The 18,783-nt window shown below is 74.1% G+C and carries 14 protein-coding genes; 2 read left to right on the top strand and 12 right to left on the bottom strand.

Annotated features, from left to right (window positions below; translation table 11 throughout):
• Positions 1–30 precede the first annotated feature (30 nt).
• From SACTE_RS19020 to SACTE_RS18980, 10 genes are all read right to left on the bottom strand, one after another.
• A complete protein-coding gene (locus SACTE_RS19020; protein WP_014047644.1) occupies positions 31–609 on the bottom strand; it encodes a TetR/AcrR family transcriptional regulator in 579 nt (192 codons plus the stop codon).
• Positions 597–1,334, bottom strand: coding sequence for an enoyl-CoA hydratase family protein (locus SACTE_RS19015; protein ID WP_014047643.1), 738 nt, complete (start codon positions 1,332–1,334; stop codon positions 597–599). Before SACTE_RS19015 ends, SACTE_RS19020 begins: the two co-directional genes overlap by 13 nt.
• Positions 1,331–2,911, bottom strand: a complete 1,581-nt coding sequence (locus SACTE_RS19010; RefSeq protein WP_014047642.1) for a 4-coumarate--CoA ligase family protein — start codon at positions 2,909–2,911, stop codon at positions 1,331–1,333. The genes SACTE_RS19015 and SACTE_RS19010 overlap by 4 nt, the downstream gene beginning before the upstream one ends.
• A 105-nt stretch (positions 2,912–3,016) precedes the next feature.
• Positions 3,017–4,177: an acyl-CoA dehydrogenase family protein gene (locus tag SACTE_RS19005; RefSeq protein WP_014047641.1), complete on the bottom strand. Its 1,161-nt coding sequence runs from the start codon at positions 4,175–4,177 to the stop codon at positions 3,017–3,019.
• The gene (locus SACTE_RS19000) at positions 4,174–6,150 is read right to left on the bottom strand and encodes a biotin carboxylase N-terminal domain-containing protein (protein ID WP_014047640.1); all 1,977 of its coding nucleotides are present in this window, start codon (positions 6,148–6,150) and stop codon (positions 4,174–4,176) included. Before SACTE_RS19000 ends, SACTE_RS19005 begins: the two co-directional genes overlap by 4 nt.
• Positions 6,151–6,157: 7 nt before the next feature.
• Positions 6,158–7,756 (bottom strand): carboxyl transferase domain-containing protein, encoded by a 1,599-nt coding sequence (locus SACTE_RS18995; protein ID WP_014047639.1) that lies wholly within the window; start codon positions 7,754–7,756, stop codon positions 6,158–6,160.
• Positions 7,753–9,456 (bottom strand): acyclic terpene utilization AtuA family protein, encoded by a 1,704-nt coding sequence (locus tag SACTE_RS18990; RefSeq protein WP_014047638.1) that lies wholly within the window; start codon positions 9,454–9,456, stop codon positions 7,753–7,755. The genes SACTE_RS18995 and SACTE_RS18990 overlap by 4 nt, the downstream gene beginning before the upstream one ends.
• Positions 9,453–10,259 (bottom strand): TIGR03084 family metal-binding protein, encoded by an 807-nt coding sequence (locus tag SACTE_RS18985; RefSeq protein ID WP_014047637.1) that lies wholly within the window; start codon positions 10,257–10,259, stop codon positions 9,453–9,455. The genes SACTE_RS18990 and SACTE_RS18985 overlap by 4 nt, the downstream gene beginning before the upstream one ends.
• Before the next feature lie 297 nt (positions 10,260–10,556).
• On the bottom strand, positions 10,557–10,724 hold the full coding sequence (locus SACTE_RS34635; RefSeq protein WP_014047636.1) for a hypothetical protein: 168 nt from the start codon (positions 10,722–10,724) through the stop codon (positions 10,557–10,559).
• Positions 10,702–11,709 (bottom strand): EamA family transporter, encoded by a 1,008-nt coding sequence (locus SACTE_RS18980; protein ID WP_014047635.1) that lies wholly within the window; start codon positions 11,707–11,709, stop codon positions 10,702–10,704. Before SACTE_RS18980 ends, SACTE_RS34635 begins: the two co-directional genes overlap by 23 nt.
• 113 nt (positions 11,710–11,822) lie before the next feature.
• Between SACTE_RS18980 and SACTE_RS18975 the strand changes: the two genes are divergently transcribed.
• Both SACTE_RS18975 and SACTE_RS18970 read left to right on the top strand, forming a co-directional pair.
• A complete protein-coding gene (locus tag SACTE_RS18975) occupies positions 11,823–12,710 on the top strand; it encodes a LysR family transcriptional regulator (protein ID WP_014047634.1) in 888 nt (295 codons plus the stop codon).
• A gap of 61 nt (positions 12,711–12,771) precedes the next feature.
• Positions 12,772–13,938: an EstA family serine hydrolase gene (locus SACTE_RS18970; protein ID WP_014047633.1), complete on the top strand. Its 1,167-nt coding sequence runs from the start codon at positions 12,772–12,774 to the stop codon at positions 13,936–13,938.
• Positions 13,939–13,945: 7 nt separating this feature from the next.
• On the opposite strand, the gene SACTE_RS18965 is transcribed toward SACTE_RS18970, so the two are convergent.
• Both SACTE_RS18965 and SACTE_RS18960 read right to left on the bottom strand, forming a co-directional pair.
• Positions 13,946–16,756 carry an FAD-binding and (Fe-S)-binding domain-containing protein gene (locus tag SACTE_RS18965; RefSeq protein ID WP_014047632.1) on the bottom strand — a complete coding sequence of 937 codons (2,811 nt, stop codon included), beginning with the start codon at positions 16,754–16,756 and terminating at the stop codon, positions 13,946–13,948.
• Positions 16,757–16,945: 189 nt separating this feature from the next.
• Complete coding sequence (locus SACTE_RS18960) at positions 16,946–18,781, bottom strand: LCP family protein (protein ID WP_014047631.1); 1,836 nt, start codon at positions 18,779–18,781, stop codon at positions 16,946–16,948.
• Positions 18,782–18,783 lie beyond the last annotated feature (2 nt).

The raw sequence follows: 18,783 nt of genomic DNA, 5'->3' as shown, positions 1-18,783 counted from the left end.
CCGTTCGGACTCTCCGAGCTCTGCAACCGCTCAGCCCAGCGCCTCGTCGAGCAGGCCCGCCCACTGTGCGACGACCCGGTGCCGCCTGGCGGTGTCGTCCGTCAGGAGGTTGGCGAGGCCCAGGCCGCGGGCCATGTCGAGGAGGCCCTGGACGGTTTCGCGGACTCCGGGGCGCTCCTCGTCGGCGCCGAGGAGTTCGACGGCGATGCGGTGGGTCTCGCGGCCGACCCGGGCTTCCAGTTCGGTGACGCGGGGGCGGAGCTGTTCCTCGTTGGAGGCGGCGACCCACAGCTGGAGCGCGGCCCGGAAGAGGGGGCCGGTGTAGAGGTCGACGAGCGCGGCGACGACCTCGGCGCGGCCCTGGACGGGCAGGGCGCGCAGGGCGGCGGAGCGTTCCTCGGCGACGTACTCGACGGCGCCGGTGAACAGGTCCTCGCGGGTGGGGAAGTGGTGCTGTGCGGCGCCGCGGGAGACTCCGGCGCGTTCGGCGACGACGGAGACGGTGGAGCCCGCCCAGCCGTGTTCGGCCAGGCAGGCCACCGCCGCTTCGAGGAGCCCTTGGCGGGTGGCTCGGCTGCGGTCCTGCTTGGGGGGTGTCACAGCCGCCATGCGGGGTCCCGTCGTTCGAGGAAGGCCGTCATCCCCTCGCGTGCGTCGTCGGAGGCGAACAGGGCCGCCGAGCGGGCGATGAGGTCTTCGGAGTGCTGGTCGAAGTCGTCCAGCACAGTAGCGGTGACCAGCTCCTTCGATGCGGCCAGCCCCTGGGGCGAGGCCCGGCGCAGTCCGTCCAGGACCGGTACGAGTGCCTTGTCCACGTCGTCGGCCGTGGCGAGGGAGACGAGTCCGATGCGGGCGGCCTCCGTCGCGTCGAAGCGTTCACCGGTGAGGTAGTAGCGGGCGGCGGCGCGCGGGTCGAGGCGGGGCAGCAGGGGCAGGGAGATGACGGCGGGGGCGAGGCCGAGGCGGGATTCGGTCAGGGCGAAGGAGGCGTCCGGTCCGGCGGCGGAGATGTCGCAGGCCGCGAGGAGGCCGAGCCCGCCGGCCCGGACGTGCCCGGTGACCCGGGCGACGACGGGCTTGGGCAGGGCGACGACGCGCCGCATGAGGGCGACGAGGTCGTGCGGGTCGGGCGGCGCGGTGAGGTCGGCGCCCGCGCAGAAGGTGTTCCCGGTGTGGGTGAGGACGACGGCCCGTACGGCGTCGTCGGCGGCGCAGGCGTCGAGGGCGTCGGCGAGTTCTTCGACGAGCCGGGCGCTGAGGGCGTTGCGGTTGGCCGGTGAGTCGAGGGTGAGGGTGGTGACGCCCCGCTCGTGGGCGGGTGGGGCGAGGGTCATGACTGCTTCTCCCGGTCCCTCAGTTCGCGGCGGAGGATCTTGCCCGAGACCGCGCGGGGGACGGAGTCGATGAATTCCACCTGTCTCACCTTCTTGTACGGGGCCGCGCGTTCCGCGACGTACGCCATGACGGCGTCGGCGGTGAGGTCCTCGGTGTCCTGGCGGCGGACCACGTACGCCTTGGGGACCTCGTTGCCGTCGTCGTCGCGTACGCCGATGACCGCCGCGTCCGCGATGGCGTCGTGGGTCAGCAGCAGGGCCTCCAGGTCGGCTGGGGCGACCTGGTAGCCCTTGTATTTGATCAGTTCCTTCACCCGGTCCACCACGTACAGCCAGCCGTCCTCGTCGACGCGGCCGACGTCGCCGGTGTGCAGCCAGCCGTCGGGGTCGATCATCGCGGCGGTGGCGTCGGGGCGGCCCAGGTAACCCTTCATCACCTGCGGGCCCCTGATGAGGATCTCGCCGTCGGCGCCGGTACCGAGGTCGGTACCGGGGTCGGTCAGCGAGACGATGCGCATCTCGGTGCCGGGCAGCAGCTTCCCGACCGCCCCTGGCGGCGGGTTCTCGGCGTCGAGCGGTACGACGTGGGTGCCGGGCGAGAGTTCCGTCATCCCGTAGGCCTGGCGTACCGGCGGCAGGCCGAGCCGGGCGGAGCAGGCGGCGGCGAGGTCGGCGTCCAGCGGGGCGGCGGCGCTGACGACGTACCGCAGCGAGGAGAGGTCGTAGGCGCCGACCGCCGGGTGCTTGGCGAGGGCCAGCACGATGGGCGGGGCGACGTACAGTCCGCTGATGCGGTGTTCCTGGACGGCTCGGAGGAACTGTTCGAGGTCGAAACGGGGCAGGACGACGACGGTGGCGCCGCAGCGCAGTGGGACGTTCATCAGGGCGGTCAGCCCGTAGATGTGGAAGAAGGGCAGGACGGCGAGGATCGTGTCGCCCGGTTCCAGCGGGATGAAGGGGCGCAGCTGCTCCAGGTTGGTGCCGATGGAGCGGTGGGTGAGCATGACGCCCTTGGGGGTGCCGGTGGTCCCGGAGGAGTAGGGCAGGGCGGCGACGTCCTCGGCCGGGTCGAAGGTGATGCGGGGCTCGGGGGCGGTGGAGCCGAGCATGTCGAGGACGGAGGTGTGTCCCTCGGCCCGGTCGCAGACGAGGATCCGCTCGACGCCGCCGGCGAGTTCGGCTGCCTGCCGGGCGGTGTCCAGGAAGAGGGAGACGGTGACGATCCAGCGGGCCGTGGAGTCGGTGAGCTGTTTGGCGAACTCCTCGGCGGTGGCGAGCGGGTGGACGGTGGTGACGGCGGCTCCGGCGCGGGTGGCGCCGTAGAAGACGGCGGGGTAGGCGATCGTGTTGGGGCTGTGCAGCGCGAGGACGTCGCCCTTGCGGAGGCCGGCCTCGGCGAGGTGGGCGGCGATGCGCCGGTGGAAGGTGTCGAGCTGGGCGTAGGTGACGCTCGTGCCGTCGGTGCCGTCGATCAGGGCGACGGTGTCGCCGAACCGTTCGGTGGCCTGGCCGAGGACGGCGTCGTGGATGGGTGTGTCGAGGGCCGGGACGTCTGCGTACTCGCTGCGGAACACCATGGTGGTCCCCTGTCGTCGTCGCCGTGCGGTGCGGAGGTCGGCTCTTCCTCTCCGGCGGTACGGAGAGGGGGCCTCGGACGGACCGGACGCGCCGGTGCGCCGGACTCAGTACGACTTGGGCAGGCCCAGCGACTGGTGGGAGACGTAGTTCAGGATCATTTCGCGGCTGACGGGTGCTATCCGGGCGACGCGGGCGGCCGTGATCAGGGAGGCGAGGCCGTACTCGCGGGTGAGGCCGTTGCCGCCGAGGGTGTGGACGGCCTGGTCGACGGCCTTCACACAGGCCTCGCCCGCCGCGTACTTGGCCATGTTGGCGGCTTCGCCGGCGCCGGTGTCGTCGCCGTCGTCGTAGAGCCGGGCCGCCTTCTGCATCATGAGGCGGGCCAGTTCCAGGTCGATGTGGGCGGTGGCGAGCGGGTGCGCGATGGCCTGGTGGGCGCCGATGGGCGCCTTCCACACCTGGCGGGTACGGGCGTACTCGACGGCCTTGCCGAGTGCGTACCGCCCCATCCCGATGCCGAACGCGGCGGTCATGATGCGCTCCGGGTTGAGCCCGGCGAACAGTTGGAGCAGCCCGGCGTCCTCGTCGCCGACGAGCGCTTCGGCGGGCAGCCGTACGTCGTCCAGGACCAGCTCGAACTGCTTCTCCGGGGCGTGGAGTTCCATGTCGATCTGCGAGCGGCCGAAGCCGGGGGTCTCGCGGGGGACGATGAAGAGGCAGGGCTTGAGCGAGCCGGTGCGGGCGTCCTCGGTGCGGCCGACGACGAGCGTGGCGTCGGCGATGTCGACCCCGGAGACGAAGACCTTGCGGCCGGTGAGGACCCAGTCCCCGCCGTCCCGGCGGGCGGTGGTGGTGATGCGGTGGGAGTTGGACCCGGCGTCGGGTTCGGTGATGCCGAAGGCCATGGTGGTGGTGCCGTCGGCGAGGCCGGGCAGCCACTGCCGCTTCTGGCCCTCGGTGCCGAAGCGGGCGATGACGGTGCCGCAGATGGCGGGTGAGACGACCATCATCAGCAGGGGCGATCCGGCGGCCCCCAGCTCTTCCAGGACGATGGAGAGTTCGGCCATGCCGCCGCCTCCGCCGCCGTATTCCTCGGGGAGGTTGACGCCGAGGTAGCCGAGCTCGGCGGCGTCGGTCCACAGCTCGCGGGGGTGGGAGCCCTCGCGGATCACGGAGGTCATGTAGTCGCGGCCGTAGCGCTTGCCGAGGGCGGCGACGGCGTCGCGGAGTGCCTGGTGCTCTTCGGTTTCGAGGACGGTGCTCATGCGTTCTCCTCCGGTGCGGCGGAATCGGTGGCCGCCGGTGCGGTGGCGGCCGGATCCGTGACGACGGCCAGCAGTGCGCCGACCTCGACCTGGTGGCCGGGTGCGGCGTGCAGTGCGGTGAGGGTGCCGGAGGCGGGGGCGAGGACGCGGTGCTCCATCTTCATCGCCTCCAGCCAGATCAGCGGCTGCCCGGCCTCGACGGCGGCGCCCGGCGCGAGGCCGTCCGCGAGCCGTACGACGGTGCCGGGCATGGGGGCGAGCAGGGAGCCGGGTTCGGTGCGTTCGGCGGGGTCGGTGAAGCGGGGCAGGGCGGTGAAGGTGTACGCGCCGCGGGCCCCGTCCACATGGACCTGGGAGCCGTGGGTGGTGACGGCGAAGTGGTGGGTGAGGCCGCCGGTTTCGAGGGTGACGTGGTCCGGGGCGGCGGTGACGACCCGTTCGCCGGTGTCGGGGAGGAGCGTGGAGCGCCCGCTCCGGTAGGCGATCTCGTACGGGGTGCCGTCGGGTTCGGCGCGGTAGCTCCTGACCTGGGGTCCGGAGGCAAGGTTGCGCCAGGCGCCGAAGCGGGCGGGGCCGGTGGCGGGCCGGGTGGCGGCCTGGGCGAGCGCGGCGGCGGTGGCGGCGAGCCGGCGGGCGGACTCGTCGCCGGGGGTGGTCAGGGCGGCGAGGTGGCGGTCGTAGAAGCCGGTGTCGGGGTGGCCGCCGGTGAAGTCCGGGTGGCGCAGGGAGCGGACCAGCAGGTCCCGGTTGGTGACCGGGCCGTGGATGCGGGCGCGTTCGAGGGCGCGGGCGAGGAGGCGTACGGCCTCGGGGCGGGTGGGGGCGTGGGCGACGACCTTGGCGAGCATCGGGTCGTAGTGCACCGGGACGGTGTCACCCGCGGTGTACCCGGTGTCCAGGCGCAGGCCCGGCTCGTCCGGCACCTCGAACGTGAGCAGTGCTCCGGTCTGCGGCTGCCAGTCACGGGCGGGGTCCTCGGCGTACAGCCGGGCCTCGACGGCGTGCCCGCGCGGCTCGGGCGGTGCGGCGGCGGGCAGCGGTCCGCCCTCCGCGACCCGCAGTTGCAGGGCGACCAGGTCGAGCCCGAACACCTCCTCGGTGACGGGGTGTTCGACCTGGAGCCGGGTGTTCATCTCCAGGAAGTACGGGCGGCCGTCGGCCGACAGGAGGAACTCGACGGTGCCCGCCCCCCGGTAGCCCACCGCCTGCGCGGCGGCCACGGCGGCGTCGTGCAGCCGGGCGCGCAGCGCGTCGTCGAGCCCAGGGGCGGGGGCCTCCTCGACGACCTTCTGGTGGCGGCGCTGGAGGGAGCAGTCCCGGGTGCCCAGCGCCCACACCGTGCCCCGGTCGTCGGCCATGACCTGGACCTCGACGTGCCGGCCGCGTTCGACGTACGGCTCGGCGAAGACCTCTCCGTCGCCGAACGCGGCGGCGGCCTCGGCGGCCGCCGCCGTCAGCTCCCCGGGCAGGTCGCCGATCTCCCGCACGATCCGCATGCCGCGGCCGCCGCCGCCCGCCGACGCCTTCAGCAGCAGCGGAAGGTCCTCGGCCGTGGCGGCGGCCGGGTCCACCGGGGCCAGCAGCGGCACCCCGGCGGCGGCCATCAGTTCCTTGGCACGGGTCTTGGACGCCATCAGTTCGATCGCCTTGACCGGCGGGCCGACCCAGGTCAGTCCGGCGTCCTGCACGGCCTGGGCGAAGGGGGCGCTCTCGGAGAGGAACCCGTATCCCGGGTGCACGGCGTCGGCCCCGGCCGCGAGCGCGGCGGCCACCACCAGGTCGCCGCGCAGATAGGTGTCGGCGGACGAGGACCCGGGGAGGCGTACGGCGGTGTCGGCCTCCCGTACGTGCAGGGCCCCGGCGTCCGCGTCGGAGTACACGGCCACGGTGGCGATGCCCAGCGCACGGCAGGTGCGCAGGACACGGCAGGCGATCTCGCCCCGGTTGGCGACGAGGAGCGTGTGGATGGTCATGTGGCCCTCACATCCGGAAGACGCCGAAGCCGCCGCGGGCGCCCTCGACCGGTGCCGTGTGGATCGCGGACAGGCACATCCCGAGGACGGTCCTGGTGTCGCGGGGGTCGATGACCCCGTCGTCGTACAGCCGTCCCGACAGGAACATCGGCAGGGACTCGGACTCGATCTGCTGCTCGACCATGGCGCGCAGTCCGGCGTCGGCCTCGTCGTCGTAGGGCAGGCCCTTGGCGGCGGAGGAGGCGCGGGCGACGATCGACAGGACGCCGGCGAGCTGCTGGGGGCCCATGACGGCGGACTTGCTGCCGGGCCAGGCGAAGAGGAAGCGGGGGTCGTAGGCGCGGCCGCACATGCCGTAGTGGCCGGCGCCGTAGGAGGCGCCCATCAGGACGGACAGGTGCGGGACCCGGGAGTTGGACACCGCGTTGATCATCATGGCGCCGTGCTTGATGATGCCGCCCTGCTCGTACTCCTTGCCGACCATGTAGCCGGTGGTGTTGTGCAGGAAGAGCAGCGGGATGTCGCGCTGGTTCGCGAGCTGGATGAACTGGGCGGCCTTCTGCGACTCCTCGCTGAACAGCACGCCCTGTGCGTTGGCGAGGATGCCGACGGGATAGCCGTGCAGCCGCGCCCAGCCGGTGACCAGGCTGCTCCCGTAGAGCGGCTTGAACGCGTCGAAGTCGGAGCCGTCGACGAGCCGGGCGATCACCTCGCGCGGGTCGAAGGGCACCTTCAGATCGCCGGGGACGATGCCGAGCAGCTCCTCCTCGTCGTACTTCGGGGGCTCGGCGGGCAGCGGATCGGGGTGCGCCTTGCGCCGGTTGAGGCGGGCGACGATCCGGCGGGCCTGCCGGAGGGCGTCGTGCTCGTCCACCGCGAAGTGGTCGGCGAGTCCGGAGGTACGGGCGTGCATCTCGGCGCCGCCGAGCGATTCGTCGTCGCTCTCCTCGCCGGTGGCCATCTTCACCAGCGGCGGGCCGCCGAGGAAGACCTTGGAACGCTCCTTGATCATCACGGTGTGGTCGGACATCCCGGGGACGTACGCCCCGCCGGCCGTCGAGTTGCCGAAGACGACGGCCACGGTCGGGATGCCGGCCGCCGACAGCCGGGTGATGTCGCGGAAGAGCGCCCCGCCGGGGATGAAGATCTCCTTCTGGGAGGGCAGGTCGGCGCCGCCGGACTCCACCAGGCTGACGCAGGGCAGCCGGTTGGCGAAGGCGATCTCGTTGGCGCGCAGGGCCTTCTTCAGCGTCCAGGGGTTGGAGGCACCGCCGCGCACGGTCGGGTCGTTGGCGGTGATCAGGCACTCCACGCCCTCGATGATCCCGATGCCGGTGACGAGGGAGGCGCCGACCGCGTAGTCGCTGCCCCAGGCGGCGAGCGGGGACAGCTCCAGGAACGGGGTGTCCGGATCGACCAGCAGCTCGATCCGTTCCCGGGCGAGCAGCTTGCCGCGCCCGCGGTGCCGGGTCACGTACTTCTCGCCGCCGCCCGCGAGGGCCTTGGCGTGCTCGGCGTCCAGCTCGGCGAGCTTGCCGAGCATCGCCTCGCGGTTCGCCGCGTACTCGGGCCCCGCGGGGTCGAGCGCGGTGGGCAGGACGGTCATGCGGGCACCTCCGGGGGGTCCAGCAGCGACACGGGGACGGGGAGGCACCGCGAGCGCAGCCACTCCCCCACCGCCTTGGCCTGCGGGTCGAAGCGGGCCTGCGCGGCGACGCCCTCACCGAGCAGCCCGTGGACGACGAAGTTCAGCGCCCGCAGGTTGGGCAGCACATGGCGTACGACGGTGAGCCGGGCGGTCTCCGGCAGCAGCTCCTGGAACCGCTCGACGGTCAGTTCATGGGCCAGCCACCGCCAGGCGTCCTCGCTCCGTACCCAGAGGCCCACGTTGGCGTCGCCGCCCTTGTCGCCGCTGCGGGCGCCGGCGATCAGCCCGAGCGGGGCGGTACGGGTGGGCCCGGCGGGCAGCGGCGGGGGCAGCGGGGGCGGCACGACGGGTTCCAGCTCGCGGTACCGTCCGGCGGCCGGGACGCTCTCCTTCCGCCCGTCGGGCAGGACCGCCACGTGGGCGGCCTCCTCCGCCGGCAGGCTCCCGGCCTCGAACACCCCGTAGGGGGCGCCCTTTCCGGGCGGGGCGGTGACGTGGAAGCCCGGGTAGCTGCCGAGGGCGAGTTCGACGGCCGCCCCGGAGACCGCGCGGCCGACGGCCTCGGCGTCCTGGTCGCGGACGACGAGCCGGAGCAGGGCGCTGCCGGTCTCCTCGGTGGGCGCGTCGGGGCGGTCGGTGCGGGCGAGCTCCCACCGCACCTCGGCGGGGGCTCGGCCGGCGCGGGCCAGGGCGTCCTCGAACTGGTCCCGGACCAGGCGGGACTTGGCCTCGATGTCGAGACCGGTCAGCACGAAGACGACCTCGTTGCGCCAGCCGCCGAGCCGGTTGAGTCCGGTCTTCAGGGTGGGCGGCGGCGCCTCGCCGCGCACCCCGGTGATCCGCACCCGGTCGGGGCCGTCCTGGGTGAGGTGCACGGTGTCGAGGCGGGCGGTGACGTCGGGTCCGGCGTACCGGGCCCCGGCGGTCTCGTACAGCAGCTGGGCGGTGACGGTGCCGAGGTCGACGACACCGCCCGTCCCGTCGTGCTTGGTGACGACGCCTGAGCCGTCCGCGTGGATCTCGGCGAGCGGGAAGCCGGGGCGGCGGACGTCGTGCTCCCCGAAGAACGCGTAGTTGCCCCCGGTGGCCTGGGTCCCGCACTCCAGCACGTGTCCCGCGACGACGGCGCCGGCCAGCGCGTCCAGGTCGCCGGGCCCCCAGCCGAAGTGCGCGGCGGCCGGGCCGGTGACGAGGGCGGCGTCGGTGACGCGCCCGGTGACGACGATGTCCGCCCCGGCCCGCAGGCAGGCGGCGATCCCGGCGCCGCCGAGGTAGGCGTTGGCGGTGAGGTACCCCTCGGGCACCGGCAGGCCGTCGCCCTCGACGTGGGCCACGCGCACGGGCACGGCCAGCCGGTCCGCCAACGCCCGTACGGCGTCGGCGAGTCCGGCCGGATTGAGGCCGCCGGCGTTGGTGACGATCTTGACGCCGCGTTCGTGGGCGAGGTGGAGGTTCTCCTCCATCTGCCGCAGGAAGGTGGAGGCGTATCCGCGCTTCGGGTCCTTGAGCCGGCTGCGGCCCAGGATCAGCAGGGTGAGTTCGGCGAGGTAGTCCCCGGTCAGGACGTCGAGCGGGCCGTCGGTGAGCATCTCGCGTACGGCGTCGAAGCGGTCGCCGTAGAAACCGGAGGCGTTGCCGATGCGCAGGGGCCCGGTCACCGCTCCCCCTTCGGGGGCCGTCCCGCTCCCGCCGGGCCGGCGAAGGCCTGCGCGATGTCCAGCCACCGGTCGGCGTCGGGCCCCACGGCCGTCAGGGCGAGGTCGTCGCGGTGGGCGCGCTGGGTGACCAGGAGGCAGAAGTCGAGCAGCGGACCGCTGACCCGCTGGGCGGCGTCCTGCGGCCCGTGCACGACCGTCTCGCCCTCCAGCCCCTTGAGTTCGACCCGGAAGGGCTCACCGGGCGGCTGCTGCCCGCGCACGGCGTAGGCGTAGTCCCGGGCCCGCACCCCGATCCTGGCGACGTGCCGCAGCCGCCCGGTCGGCTGCCGGTGCACGCCGAGCGCGTCGGCGACGTCCTGGCCGTGGGCCCAGGTCTCCATGAGCCGCGCGGTCGCCATCGAGGCGACGCTCATGGACGGGCCGTACCAGGGGAACCTGACGCCCGGCGGCGCCGCCCGCAGCGCCTCGTGGAGCCGGGCCCGCCCCTCGCGCCACTGGACGAGGAGGTCCTCGGCCGGCAGGAGCGCCACGATCTCCCCGGCCGCCTCGTCCACGAAGGTCTCGGGGCGGGCGAGCGCCCTCTCCACCTCGGCGGCGAAGGCTCCGGGCTCGGTGACGGCGGTCAGGGCGACCTCGTCGGTCCAGTTCAGGTGGGCGATCTGGTGGGCGACGCTCCAGCCCTCGGCGGGGGTCGGCGCGGACCAGCCCTCCGCACTCGCGCCGGCGACCAGCAGGTCGAGTTCCTCGCTCTCCTGACGCAGGTCGTCGAGCACGGCGGCGTTCAGGGCCGAAGCGTCGGACACGGTGCGCTCCCCTCGGGGCGTGGCGGTGTGTCCCGGAGCATGCCAGCGCCACGAAAAACAAGCAAGCGTGCTTGCATGGTTTTCTGCCCGGCGCCGACCGCGCTCGACGGAACGCGCCTCGATGGGCGTCGCTCTCCCGCGCGGGACGCGGGACGCGGGGCGGAAGCGGAACGCGAAGCTTCCGGTGGTCGGCAGTGGCCGGTCGCCGCGCCCGGAAGCGCTGGGCTACGCGCCTACCGGCACGGCGAGGGGCGGTCGGCCCGGCGCCGGGCTTCCTCCCCGGGCGGCCGTGCTCCGCTATTCGGAGCGGTCGCCCTCCGCCTGGGACGGCTGGGTTCTCGGGGTGTCGGGGTGGGTCTCGGCCGCCCGGCCGCGTTCCGGGGCGTCGTCGCGTTCGCCCTCGGCCTGCGAGGGGGTGTGCGCGTACAGCCCTTCGTATCCGTCAGTGGCCTTCTCGGTTCCCACGGACACGCCTCCTTCCGCTCTTCGGCCCCTTCTCCATCGTGCCTCGCGGGGTCGTGGCGCGCACCGCGCCGATGCTGGCGCCGACGACCAGGGCGATGGCGAGGGCGTCGGTCGTGGAGAGCGCCTGGTCGAGGACGAGGAATCCGGCCATGGCCGCGATCGCCGGTTCCAGGCTCATCAGGACCGCGAAGGTCGGGGCGGGGAGCCTGCGCAGCGCCATGAGCTCCAGGGTGTACGGCAGGACCGAGCTCAGCAGGGCCACGGCCGCGCCCAGACCCAGGGTGGTGGGGACCACCAGCTTCGATCCGGACTCCATGATGCCCAGCGGCAGCGACAGGACCGCCGCCACCGCCATGGCGAGGGCCAGCCCGTCCGCCTGCGGGAAGCGCCGTCCGGTGCGGGCGCTGAAGACGATGTACGCCGCCCACATCACGCCCGCCCCCAGGGCGAACGCGGCGCCGGCCATGTCCAGCCGGTCGAAACCCCCGCCGCTGAGCAGGACGACGCCGCCGAGCGCCAGCCCCGCCCAGACCAGGTTGAGCAGGCGGCGCGACGCCACCACGGACAGGACCAGCGGACCCAGCACCTCCAGGGTGACGGCGACACCCAGCGGGATGCGGTCGGCGGCCTGGTAGAAGAGTGTGTTCATGCCGCCCATCGCGACGCCGAACGCGACCACCGTGCCCCAGTCGGCGCGCGAGTGGCCCCGCAGCGCGGGCCGGCAGACGGCCAGCAGGACGAGCGCGGCGGCGGCCAGGCGCAGCGTGACCACGCCCAGCGCGCCCGCCTTCGGCATCAGCAGGACCGCGACCGCCGCGCCGAACTGCACGGACAGGCCGCCCGCGACCACCAGGGCGACCGGTCCCAGCGCCGCCCGGCGGGCACCGGGACGCGCCGGGCCGCCGTGGCCCGCGCCGTCGAGCGTCGCCACCGCCTCGGGTACACCGACGGCCGCCGCCTCGGCGGCACTGCGCGAGTCGTTCACCTGGGAACCTGAACCTTTCGGGAAGCCGGTGGGCGTACGGGGCCCAGGGCCACCGTAGAGACTGGCGCGCGCCGCGTGAAATGCGTGCTGCGCTCCCGTTATGCTCCGCCCGCATGAGTACTTCCCAGGGCCCCGGACGCGGTGTCGAGGTCAGGCACCTGCGGGCCTTCCTGGCCGTCGCCGAGGAGGGCAGCGTCACGCGGGCCGCCGCCCGGCTGCGGGTGAGCCAGCCCGTCGTCTCCCGTACCCTCGCCGCGCTGGAGGGCCGTCTCGGCGTACGGCTGGTGGACCGGTCCACCCACCATCTCGCGCTCACCCCCGAGGGCGCCGTCTTCCGGGACAAGGCCGCGCTCGCGGTCTCCGCCTTCGACGACGCGGTCACCCCCGGCCGGCCGCACTCCCGGCCGCTGCGGCTCGGGCACGCCTGGTCGGCGCTCGGCCCGTACACCACGCCGCTGCTGCGCACCTGGCAGCAGCGGTGTCCGCAGACCCCGCTGGAGCTCCTGCGCATCGACGACCGCACGGCCGGTCTCGCCCGGGGTGAGGTCGACGCGGCGGTGCTGCGGGGTCCCGTGGACACCCCGGGGATCGTCACCGAGGTGCTGTACACCGAGGGCCGGGTGGCCGCCGTCGCCGCCGACGGACCGCTCGCCGCGCGCGCCTCGCTCTCCCTGGCCGATCTGACGGCCGGTGCCGTCGTGCTGAACACCGTCTCGGGCACCACCACGCTCGGCCTGTGGCCCCAGGACGACCGGCCCGCCGCCACCCTCACCGTCGCCAACACCGACGACTGGCTGACCGCCATCGCGGCCGGCCGGGGCGCCGGGGTCTCCGGCAGTTCCACCGCCGGGACGCACCCGCACGCCGGGGTCGCCTACCGTCCGCTGGAGGACGCGCCGCCGCTGCCGGTCCTGCTGGCCCGGCGGGACGGCCCGGCGCATCCGGCCCTTCCCGAACTGCTGTCGCTGGCACGGGAGATCGTCACCTGGGACGGGGAATGAAAGCCGCCGGTACGGCAGTTGGGAGCGGATGACACCGAACACGACGCTCCAGGGGGGCCTCATGACCGGCGGGAACGACACGGCCGTCACCGTGCACGGCGATGTGGCGGCGGGCTTCGAAGGCGTACGGGAGGAGTTCGCGGCGGTGCTCGCCGCCGACCACACCGAGCCGGGCGGCCAGCTCGCCGTCCGCCACCACGGCCGACTGGTGGTGGACCTGTGGGCGGGGGACGGGATCTCCGGGGATTCGCTGCCCGCGGTGTTCTCCTCCACCAAGGGGGCGGCCCATCTGGTGGTCGCCCTGCTGGTGCAGGACGGCGTACTCGACCTGGAGCGAACGGTCGCGTCCTACTGGCCGGAGTTCGCCGCCGAGGGCAAGGGCGAGCTGACCGTACGGGAGCTGGTCGCGCACCGCTCCGGCGTGATCTGGGCGAAGGACGGGCTGAGCCCGCGCGAACTGGCCGACGACCGGGTCCTCGCCGCGCGGCTGGCGGGTGAGCGGCCGTACTGGGAGCCCGGGACGGCGGCCGGCTACCACGCGCTGGTGATCGGTGCGCTGACCGGTGAGGTGGTACGCCGCGCCACCGGGCTGTCGGTCCAGGAGATCTTCGAGGAGCGGGTCCGCGCCCCGTACGGGCTCGACTTCCACCTGGGTCTGCCCGAGGCGCTGGAGTCCCGGCACGTGCCCATCCGGCCCGGGGTGCCCACGCCCGAGCAGGCGGCTGCGGCCGAGGCGGCCCCCCTGGACCCGGACGGGTTGATGGCCCACGCCTTCGGCCTGGCCGGTGACACGCCGCTGGACCTGGTGGACTTCGTCAACACCCGTGAGGTCCGGGCGCTCGGCCCGGCCTCGGTCGGCGGTGTGGCGTCGGCCCGCGGGCTGGCCGGGATGTACGCGTCGGCGATCGGTGAGGTGGACGGCCGGGCGCCGCTGCTCAAGGCGGACACGGTGGCCGAGGCCGGCCGGGTGCGGTGGACGGGCACGGATCTGGTGACCGGTGAACCGGACCATTTCGCCCTCGGCTTCGAGGCGTCCCGGGTGCGCTACCCGTCGCTGGGCGAGGGGTCGTTCGGGCACTCGGGGGCCGCCGGTTCCGAGGCGTTCGCCGATCCGTCCCGGGGGCTCGCCTACGGCTACACGCGGCGCCGGTTCGCCCTGCCGGGCGGTGCCGCCCCGGAGAACGTCTCGCTGATCGCGGCCGTGACCGAGGCGGCCGACCGGTCCTGACGCGCCCCTACGTCTCCGCGTCCAGCCCCTCCGCCAGCACCTCGGCGAGGTGCCGGGCGCGGCGACCCGCCAGTTGGTCGAGCTGGGTGCGGCAGGAGAAGCCGTCGGCGAGCAGTTCCGTGTCCGGTCCCGCCGCCCGCACGGACGGCAGGAGCTGGTCCTCGGCGCAGGCCACCGAGACGTCCCAGTGCCCCTTCTCGAAGCCGAAGTTGCCGGCCATCCCGCAGCAGCCGCCGCTCAACTCCCCGGTGAGTCCCGCCCGTTCCCGTAGCCGCCGGTCGGCCTGCGCACCGAGGACCGCGTGCTGGTGGCAGTGGGTCTGGCCGGCGACCGGCCGGTCCAGGCGGGGCGGCTCCCAGCCGGGCGCGTACTCCTGGAGGTACTGCGCCAGGGTGCGCACGGACGCGGCGAGGCGGGCGGCGCGCGGGTCGTCGGGGAGGAGTTCCGGCAGGTCCGTGCGGAGGGTGGCGGCGCAGCTGGGTTCCAGGACGACGACCGGGCCGTCGGGGACGCCGGCCATCCGGTCCAGGGTGCGGCGCATGACCGTACGGGCCCGGTCGAGCTGCCCGGTCGACACGTAGGTGAGGCCGCAGCACACGGCGCGCTCCGGGTACACGGGGGTGCGTCCGGCCGCTTCCAGGACCCGGACGGCGGCGCGGCCGACCTCGGGCGAGAGGTGGTCGGTGAAGGTGTCGGGCCAGAGGGTGACGGTCTCCCCGCGCACGGCGCCCCGGCGCGTGCGGGCCCAGCGGCGGAAGGTCCGGCGGGCCAGCACCGGGATCGTCCGCTCGGGCGCGATGCCGCCGAGCCGTTTGGCGAGGGCGGCCAGTGGGCTCAGGCGGGCCAGCGCGTTGAGGAGTCCGGCGAAGGGGGCGGCCATCCGGAGCCACTGCGGCAGCCGGCCCATCGCGTAGTGCGCGGCGGGCCGCCGCCGCCCCCGGTAGTGGTGGTGCAGGAACTCCGCCTTGTACGTGGCCATGTCGACGCCGACCGGGCAGTCGCTGCGGCAGCCCTTGCAGGACAGGCAGAGGTCGAGCGCGTCCCGCACCTCGGTGGACCGCCAGCCGTCGGTGACCACCTCGCCCGCGAGCATCTCGTGCAGCAGCCGGGCGCGGCCCCGGGTGGAGTGGGCCTCCTCGCCGGTCGCCCGGAAGGAGGGGCACATGACGTCGGCGCCCGGTGCGGTGGCGGTACGGCACTTGGCGACGCCGACGCAGCGGCGTACGGCCGCCGAGAAGTCGCCGCCGTCGTCGGGGTAACCGAAGGCCACGTCCACGGGCCGCTTCGGGAGCACCGCGAAGCGGAGGTCGTCGTCGAGGCGGCCGGGGCGGGCCAGCATGCCGGGGTTCATGCCGCCGTCGGGGTCCCAGAGGTCCTTGTAGCGGGTGAACAGGTCGACGAGAGCGGCCCCGTACATCCGGGGCAGCAGCTCGGCCCGGGCCTGGCCGTCGCCGTGTTCGCCGCTCAGCGAGCCGCCGTGGGCGACGACGAGGTCGGCCTGCTCCTCGGAGAAGCGGCGGAAGCGGGCCACCCCGTCGGGGGTGAGCAGGTCGAAGTCGACGCGTACGTGGATGCAGCCGTCGCCGAAGTGCCCGTAGGGGGCGCCGCGCAGGCCGTGTGCGGCGAGCAGGGCGCGGAAGTCGCGGAGGTAGGGGCCGAGCCGGGCGGGCGGTACGGCGCAGTCCTCCCAGCCGGGCCAGGCCTCCGTGCCGTCGGGCATGCGGGTGGCGGTGCCGGCGGCGTCCTCCCGGATGCGCCACAGGGCGCGCAGGTCCGCCGGGTCGGTGACGACGGCGGCGTCCAGGGCGTCGGCGGCCCGGACGATCCGCTGCGCGTGGGCGCGGGCCTCGGCGGGGGTGGCGCCGCCGGTCTCCACGAAGAGCCAGGCGCCGCCGCGCGGCAGTACGGCTGCTTCGCGTACGAGGTCGGCGGCCATGCCCTCGACGGTGAGCGGGTGGTGCGGGAGGAGGGCGGGGGCGGCCTCGGCGGCGGCCGACTCGTCGGCGTAGCCGAGGACGGCGAGCGCGCGGGCCGGGGGTGACGCGACGAGGCGTACGGTCGCCTCGGTGACGACGGCGAGGGTGCCCTCGCTGCCGCAGAACGCGCGGGCGAGGTCGGGGGTCCCGCCTGCTCCCGGGCCGTCGGGCAGCAGGGCGTCGAGGGCGTATCCGGAGATGCGGCGCGGGAGTTCGGGGAAACCGGTGCGGACGAGGGCGCGGTGGGCCTCGTCCTCGGCGAACTCCCTGAGTCCGGGCGGGGCGCCGGTCCAGCCCCGGCCCAGGTGCGCGGGTTCCGCGCCGCCGGAGTAGCGCAGGACGCGCAGACTCTCGACGTTGTCGGCGGTGGTGCCCCAGGCCACGGAGTGGGAGCCGCAGGCGTTGTTGCCGATCATGCCGCCGAGGGTGCAGCGGCTGTGGGTCGACGGGTCGGCTCCGAAGGTCAGCCCGTGCGGGGCGGCGGCGGCCCGCAGCTCGTCCAGGACGAGACCGGGCTGGACGACGGCGGTACGGGTGGCGGGGTCCAGCTCCACGAGGGCGCGCAGGTGCCGGGTGAGGTCGAGGACGACGCCGGTACCGGTGGCCTGGCCCGCGATGGAGGTCCCGCCGCCGCGGGGGACGACGGGCACGCCGTGCTCCCGGCACACGGCGAGCGCGGCGGCCACGTCGGCGGCGTCGCGGGGGGCGACGACTCCGAGCGGGACACGTCGGTAGTTGGACGCGTCCATGGTCGTCAGCGCGCGGGCGGTGGGGGTGAAGTCCACGTCACCGCGCACGGCGGCGGCGAGTTCTCGGGCGAGGTCGCGGTACGGGTCGGCCATGAGGCCAGCATGCCGGGTCCCGGGGCGGGTCAGCGGTTGTCCCGGCTGCCGGTGCGGGGCGGGCCTCCCGCGCCGGTCCCGTCCCCGGACGCCGGACGGGCCGCCGGACGGGCCGCCGGACGGGCCGCCGGACGGGCCGCCGGACGGGCCGCCGGCGGTGGGCCCGGCACGTGTCGCCGGGCGGGTCCGCTACTGCGCGCAGACCTGCTTGTCCCCTTCGACGCGCTGGATCTCGTCCGGGGCCTTCTCCGGGGCGCTGAGCGGGGTGCCCGCCTCCACGAAGTCGGGGCCCAGGGTCAGGACCATCGGGTCCATCTCGCCCGCGTCCGTCGTCGTCGGCTTCAGCGCCGAGGCCGACAGGCCCATCATCGCGGCCAGGCTGCGCGCCTGGTCGGCCTGGTTGGGGGCGTAGACGAGCTGGGTCTTCTTCACGTTCTCGGGCGCGTTCGACTTGTTCGTGGACTTCAGCACACCCTGGCTGTTCTGAAGCCAGTCCAGGGCGTTCTGCGCGGAACCGGCCGGGGCGCCACCGTTGTAGACGTCCACCCGCACGTCCGCCGGGGCGGCCTTCGCGCCCTTCAGCTTGGCGGCTTCCTTCTCCTTCGCCGCGGCCTTCTTCTGGGCGGCGACCTCGGTGAAGGAGACGTCCTCGCGCATCATCGAGAAGACCTGCGGTGCCTTCGACCGGTCCAGGATGACCGTGGCCTTGTCGTCCGGGTTGTCCAGCACCGGGACCGTGGTGAACGTGATGTTCTTCGGGTCGACCGAGGCCAGCTCCATGCCCAGCTTCCGCAGTTCGTTGATGTCGGCGATCTTGTCGTCGACGGTGAGCGCCTTGGTGGCCGCCTCCGCGAGCGTCCACATCTTGGTGGGGCTGGTCAGCGTGTCGTTGGACTTGAGCTTGCGCAGCAGCGAGCTGAGGAACTGCTGCTGGAGCTCGATGCGGCTCAGGTCGCTGCCGAAGCCGACGGAGTACCGCGTGCGCAGGAAGGACAGCGCCTCCTCCCCCTGGAGGGTGTGCTCGCCCTTCGCGAGGTTCAGGTGGGACTTCTTGTCGTTGATGTCCTTGGCCAGGCAGACGTCCACGCCGTCGACGGCGGTGGTCAGGGTCTTGACCGCGTTGAAGTCGGCCACCATGAAGTGGTCGACCTCCAGGCCGGTGAGTTCGGTGATGGTCCGCATCGTGCAGCTGGGCGTCCGGTCGGACTGTCCGAGGCTCGTGTTGAAGCGGTCGCCCTCCGTGCCCGGGATGGTCTTCGTCGAACCGTCGTCCTGCTTGGTCGGACAGTCCGGGACGGTCGCTATCAGGTCGCGCGGAACGCTCAGCGCGGTGGCGTTCGTCCGGTCCTTGGAGACGTGGAAGAGGATCGTCGTGTCGGCGTGGCCGACGCTCTCCTTGTCCCCGTAGCCTTCGTTGCCGTCTCCGGTGCGCTTGTCGGTGCCGATGACCAGGACGTTGATCGGGCGGTCCTTGCTGAAGCCGCCGGTCCCCGCGCCGTCGCTGGAGACGGCGGTGATGTTGCCGTTGAAGTGCTGGTAGACGAGGTAGCCCGCCGTGGCGGTGCCCACCAGCAGGAACGCCAGCGCACCGCCCGTCCAGACCAGGGCCTTCTTCTTGCCGGACTTCCTGGACCGCGTCGACCTCGCCCCGCGGCGGCCCGTCGCGGGCGCGGCACGGCCGCCCGCCCGCCCTCCTGGACCGCGCTCCGGCGTGGCGTCGCCCCGGCCGCCCCGGCGCCCACCGCGCTGTCCGGGTACGGAGGCCCGTTCCTCCGAGGACGGAGTGGCGCCGGGGGCCTCGCGGCGGCGGGAGGCGGGCGCGGCACCGCCACGGGAGGCCGAGGCCCCCGATCGCGCGGAAGCGGTCGGTCCCGAGGAGGGCGATCCGGCGGACGGGCCGGACGGCGTGGGGGTTAGCCCTGTGGAGGGAGTCAGTCGCAGTTCGTAATCGCCGGTGTCCGGATTGAGTACCCACTGGTCTGCGGGGTCGATGCCCTCGTCCCGCCCACGGCCTTGCGCGTCCACGG

This window comes from Streptomyces sp. SirexAA-E, assembly GCF_000177195.2.
GTDB lineage: Bacteria > Actinomycetota > Actinomycetes > Streptomycetales > Streptomycetaceae > Streptomyces > Streptomyces flavovirens.
Note: the sequence above shows the minus strand (reverse complement) of the source record. Positions and strands in the feature narration are given on the sequence as shown.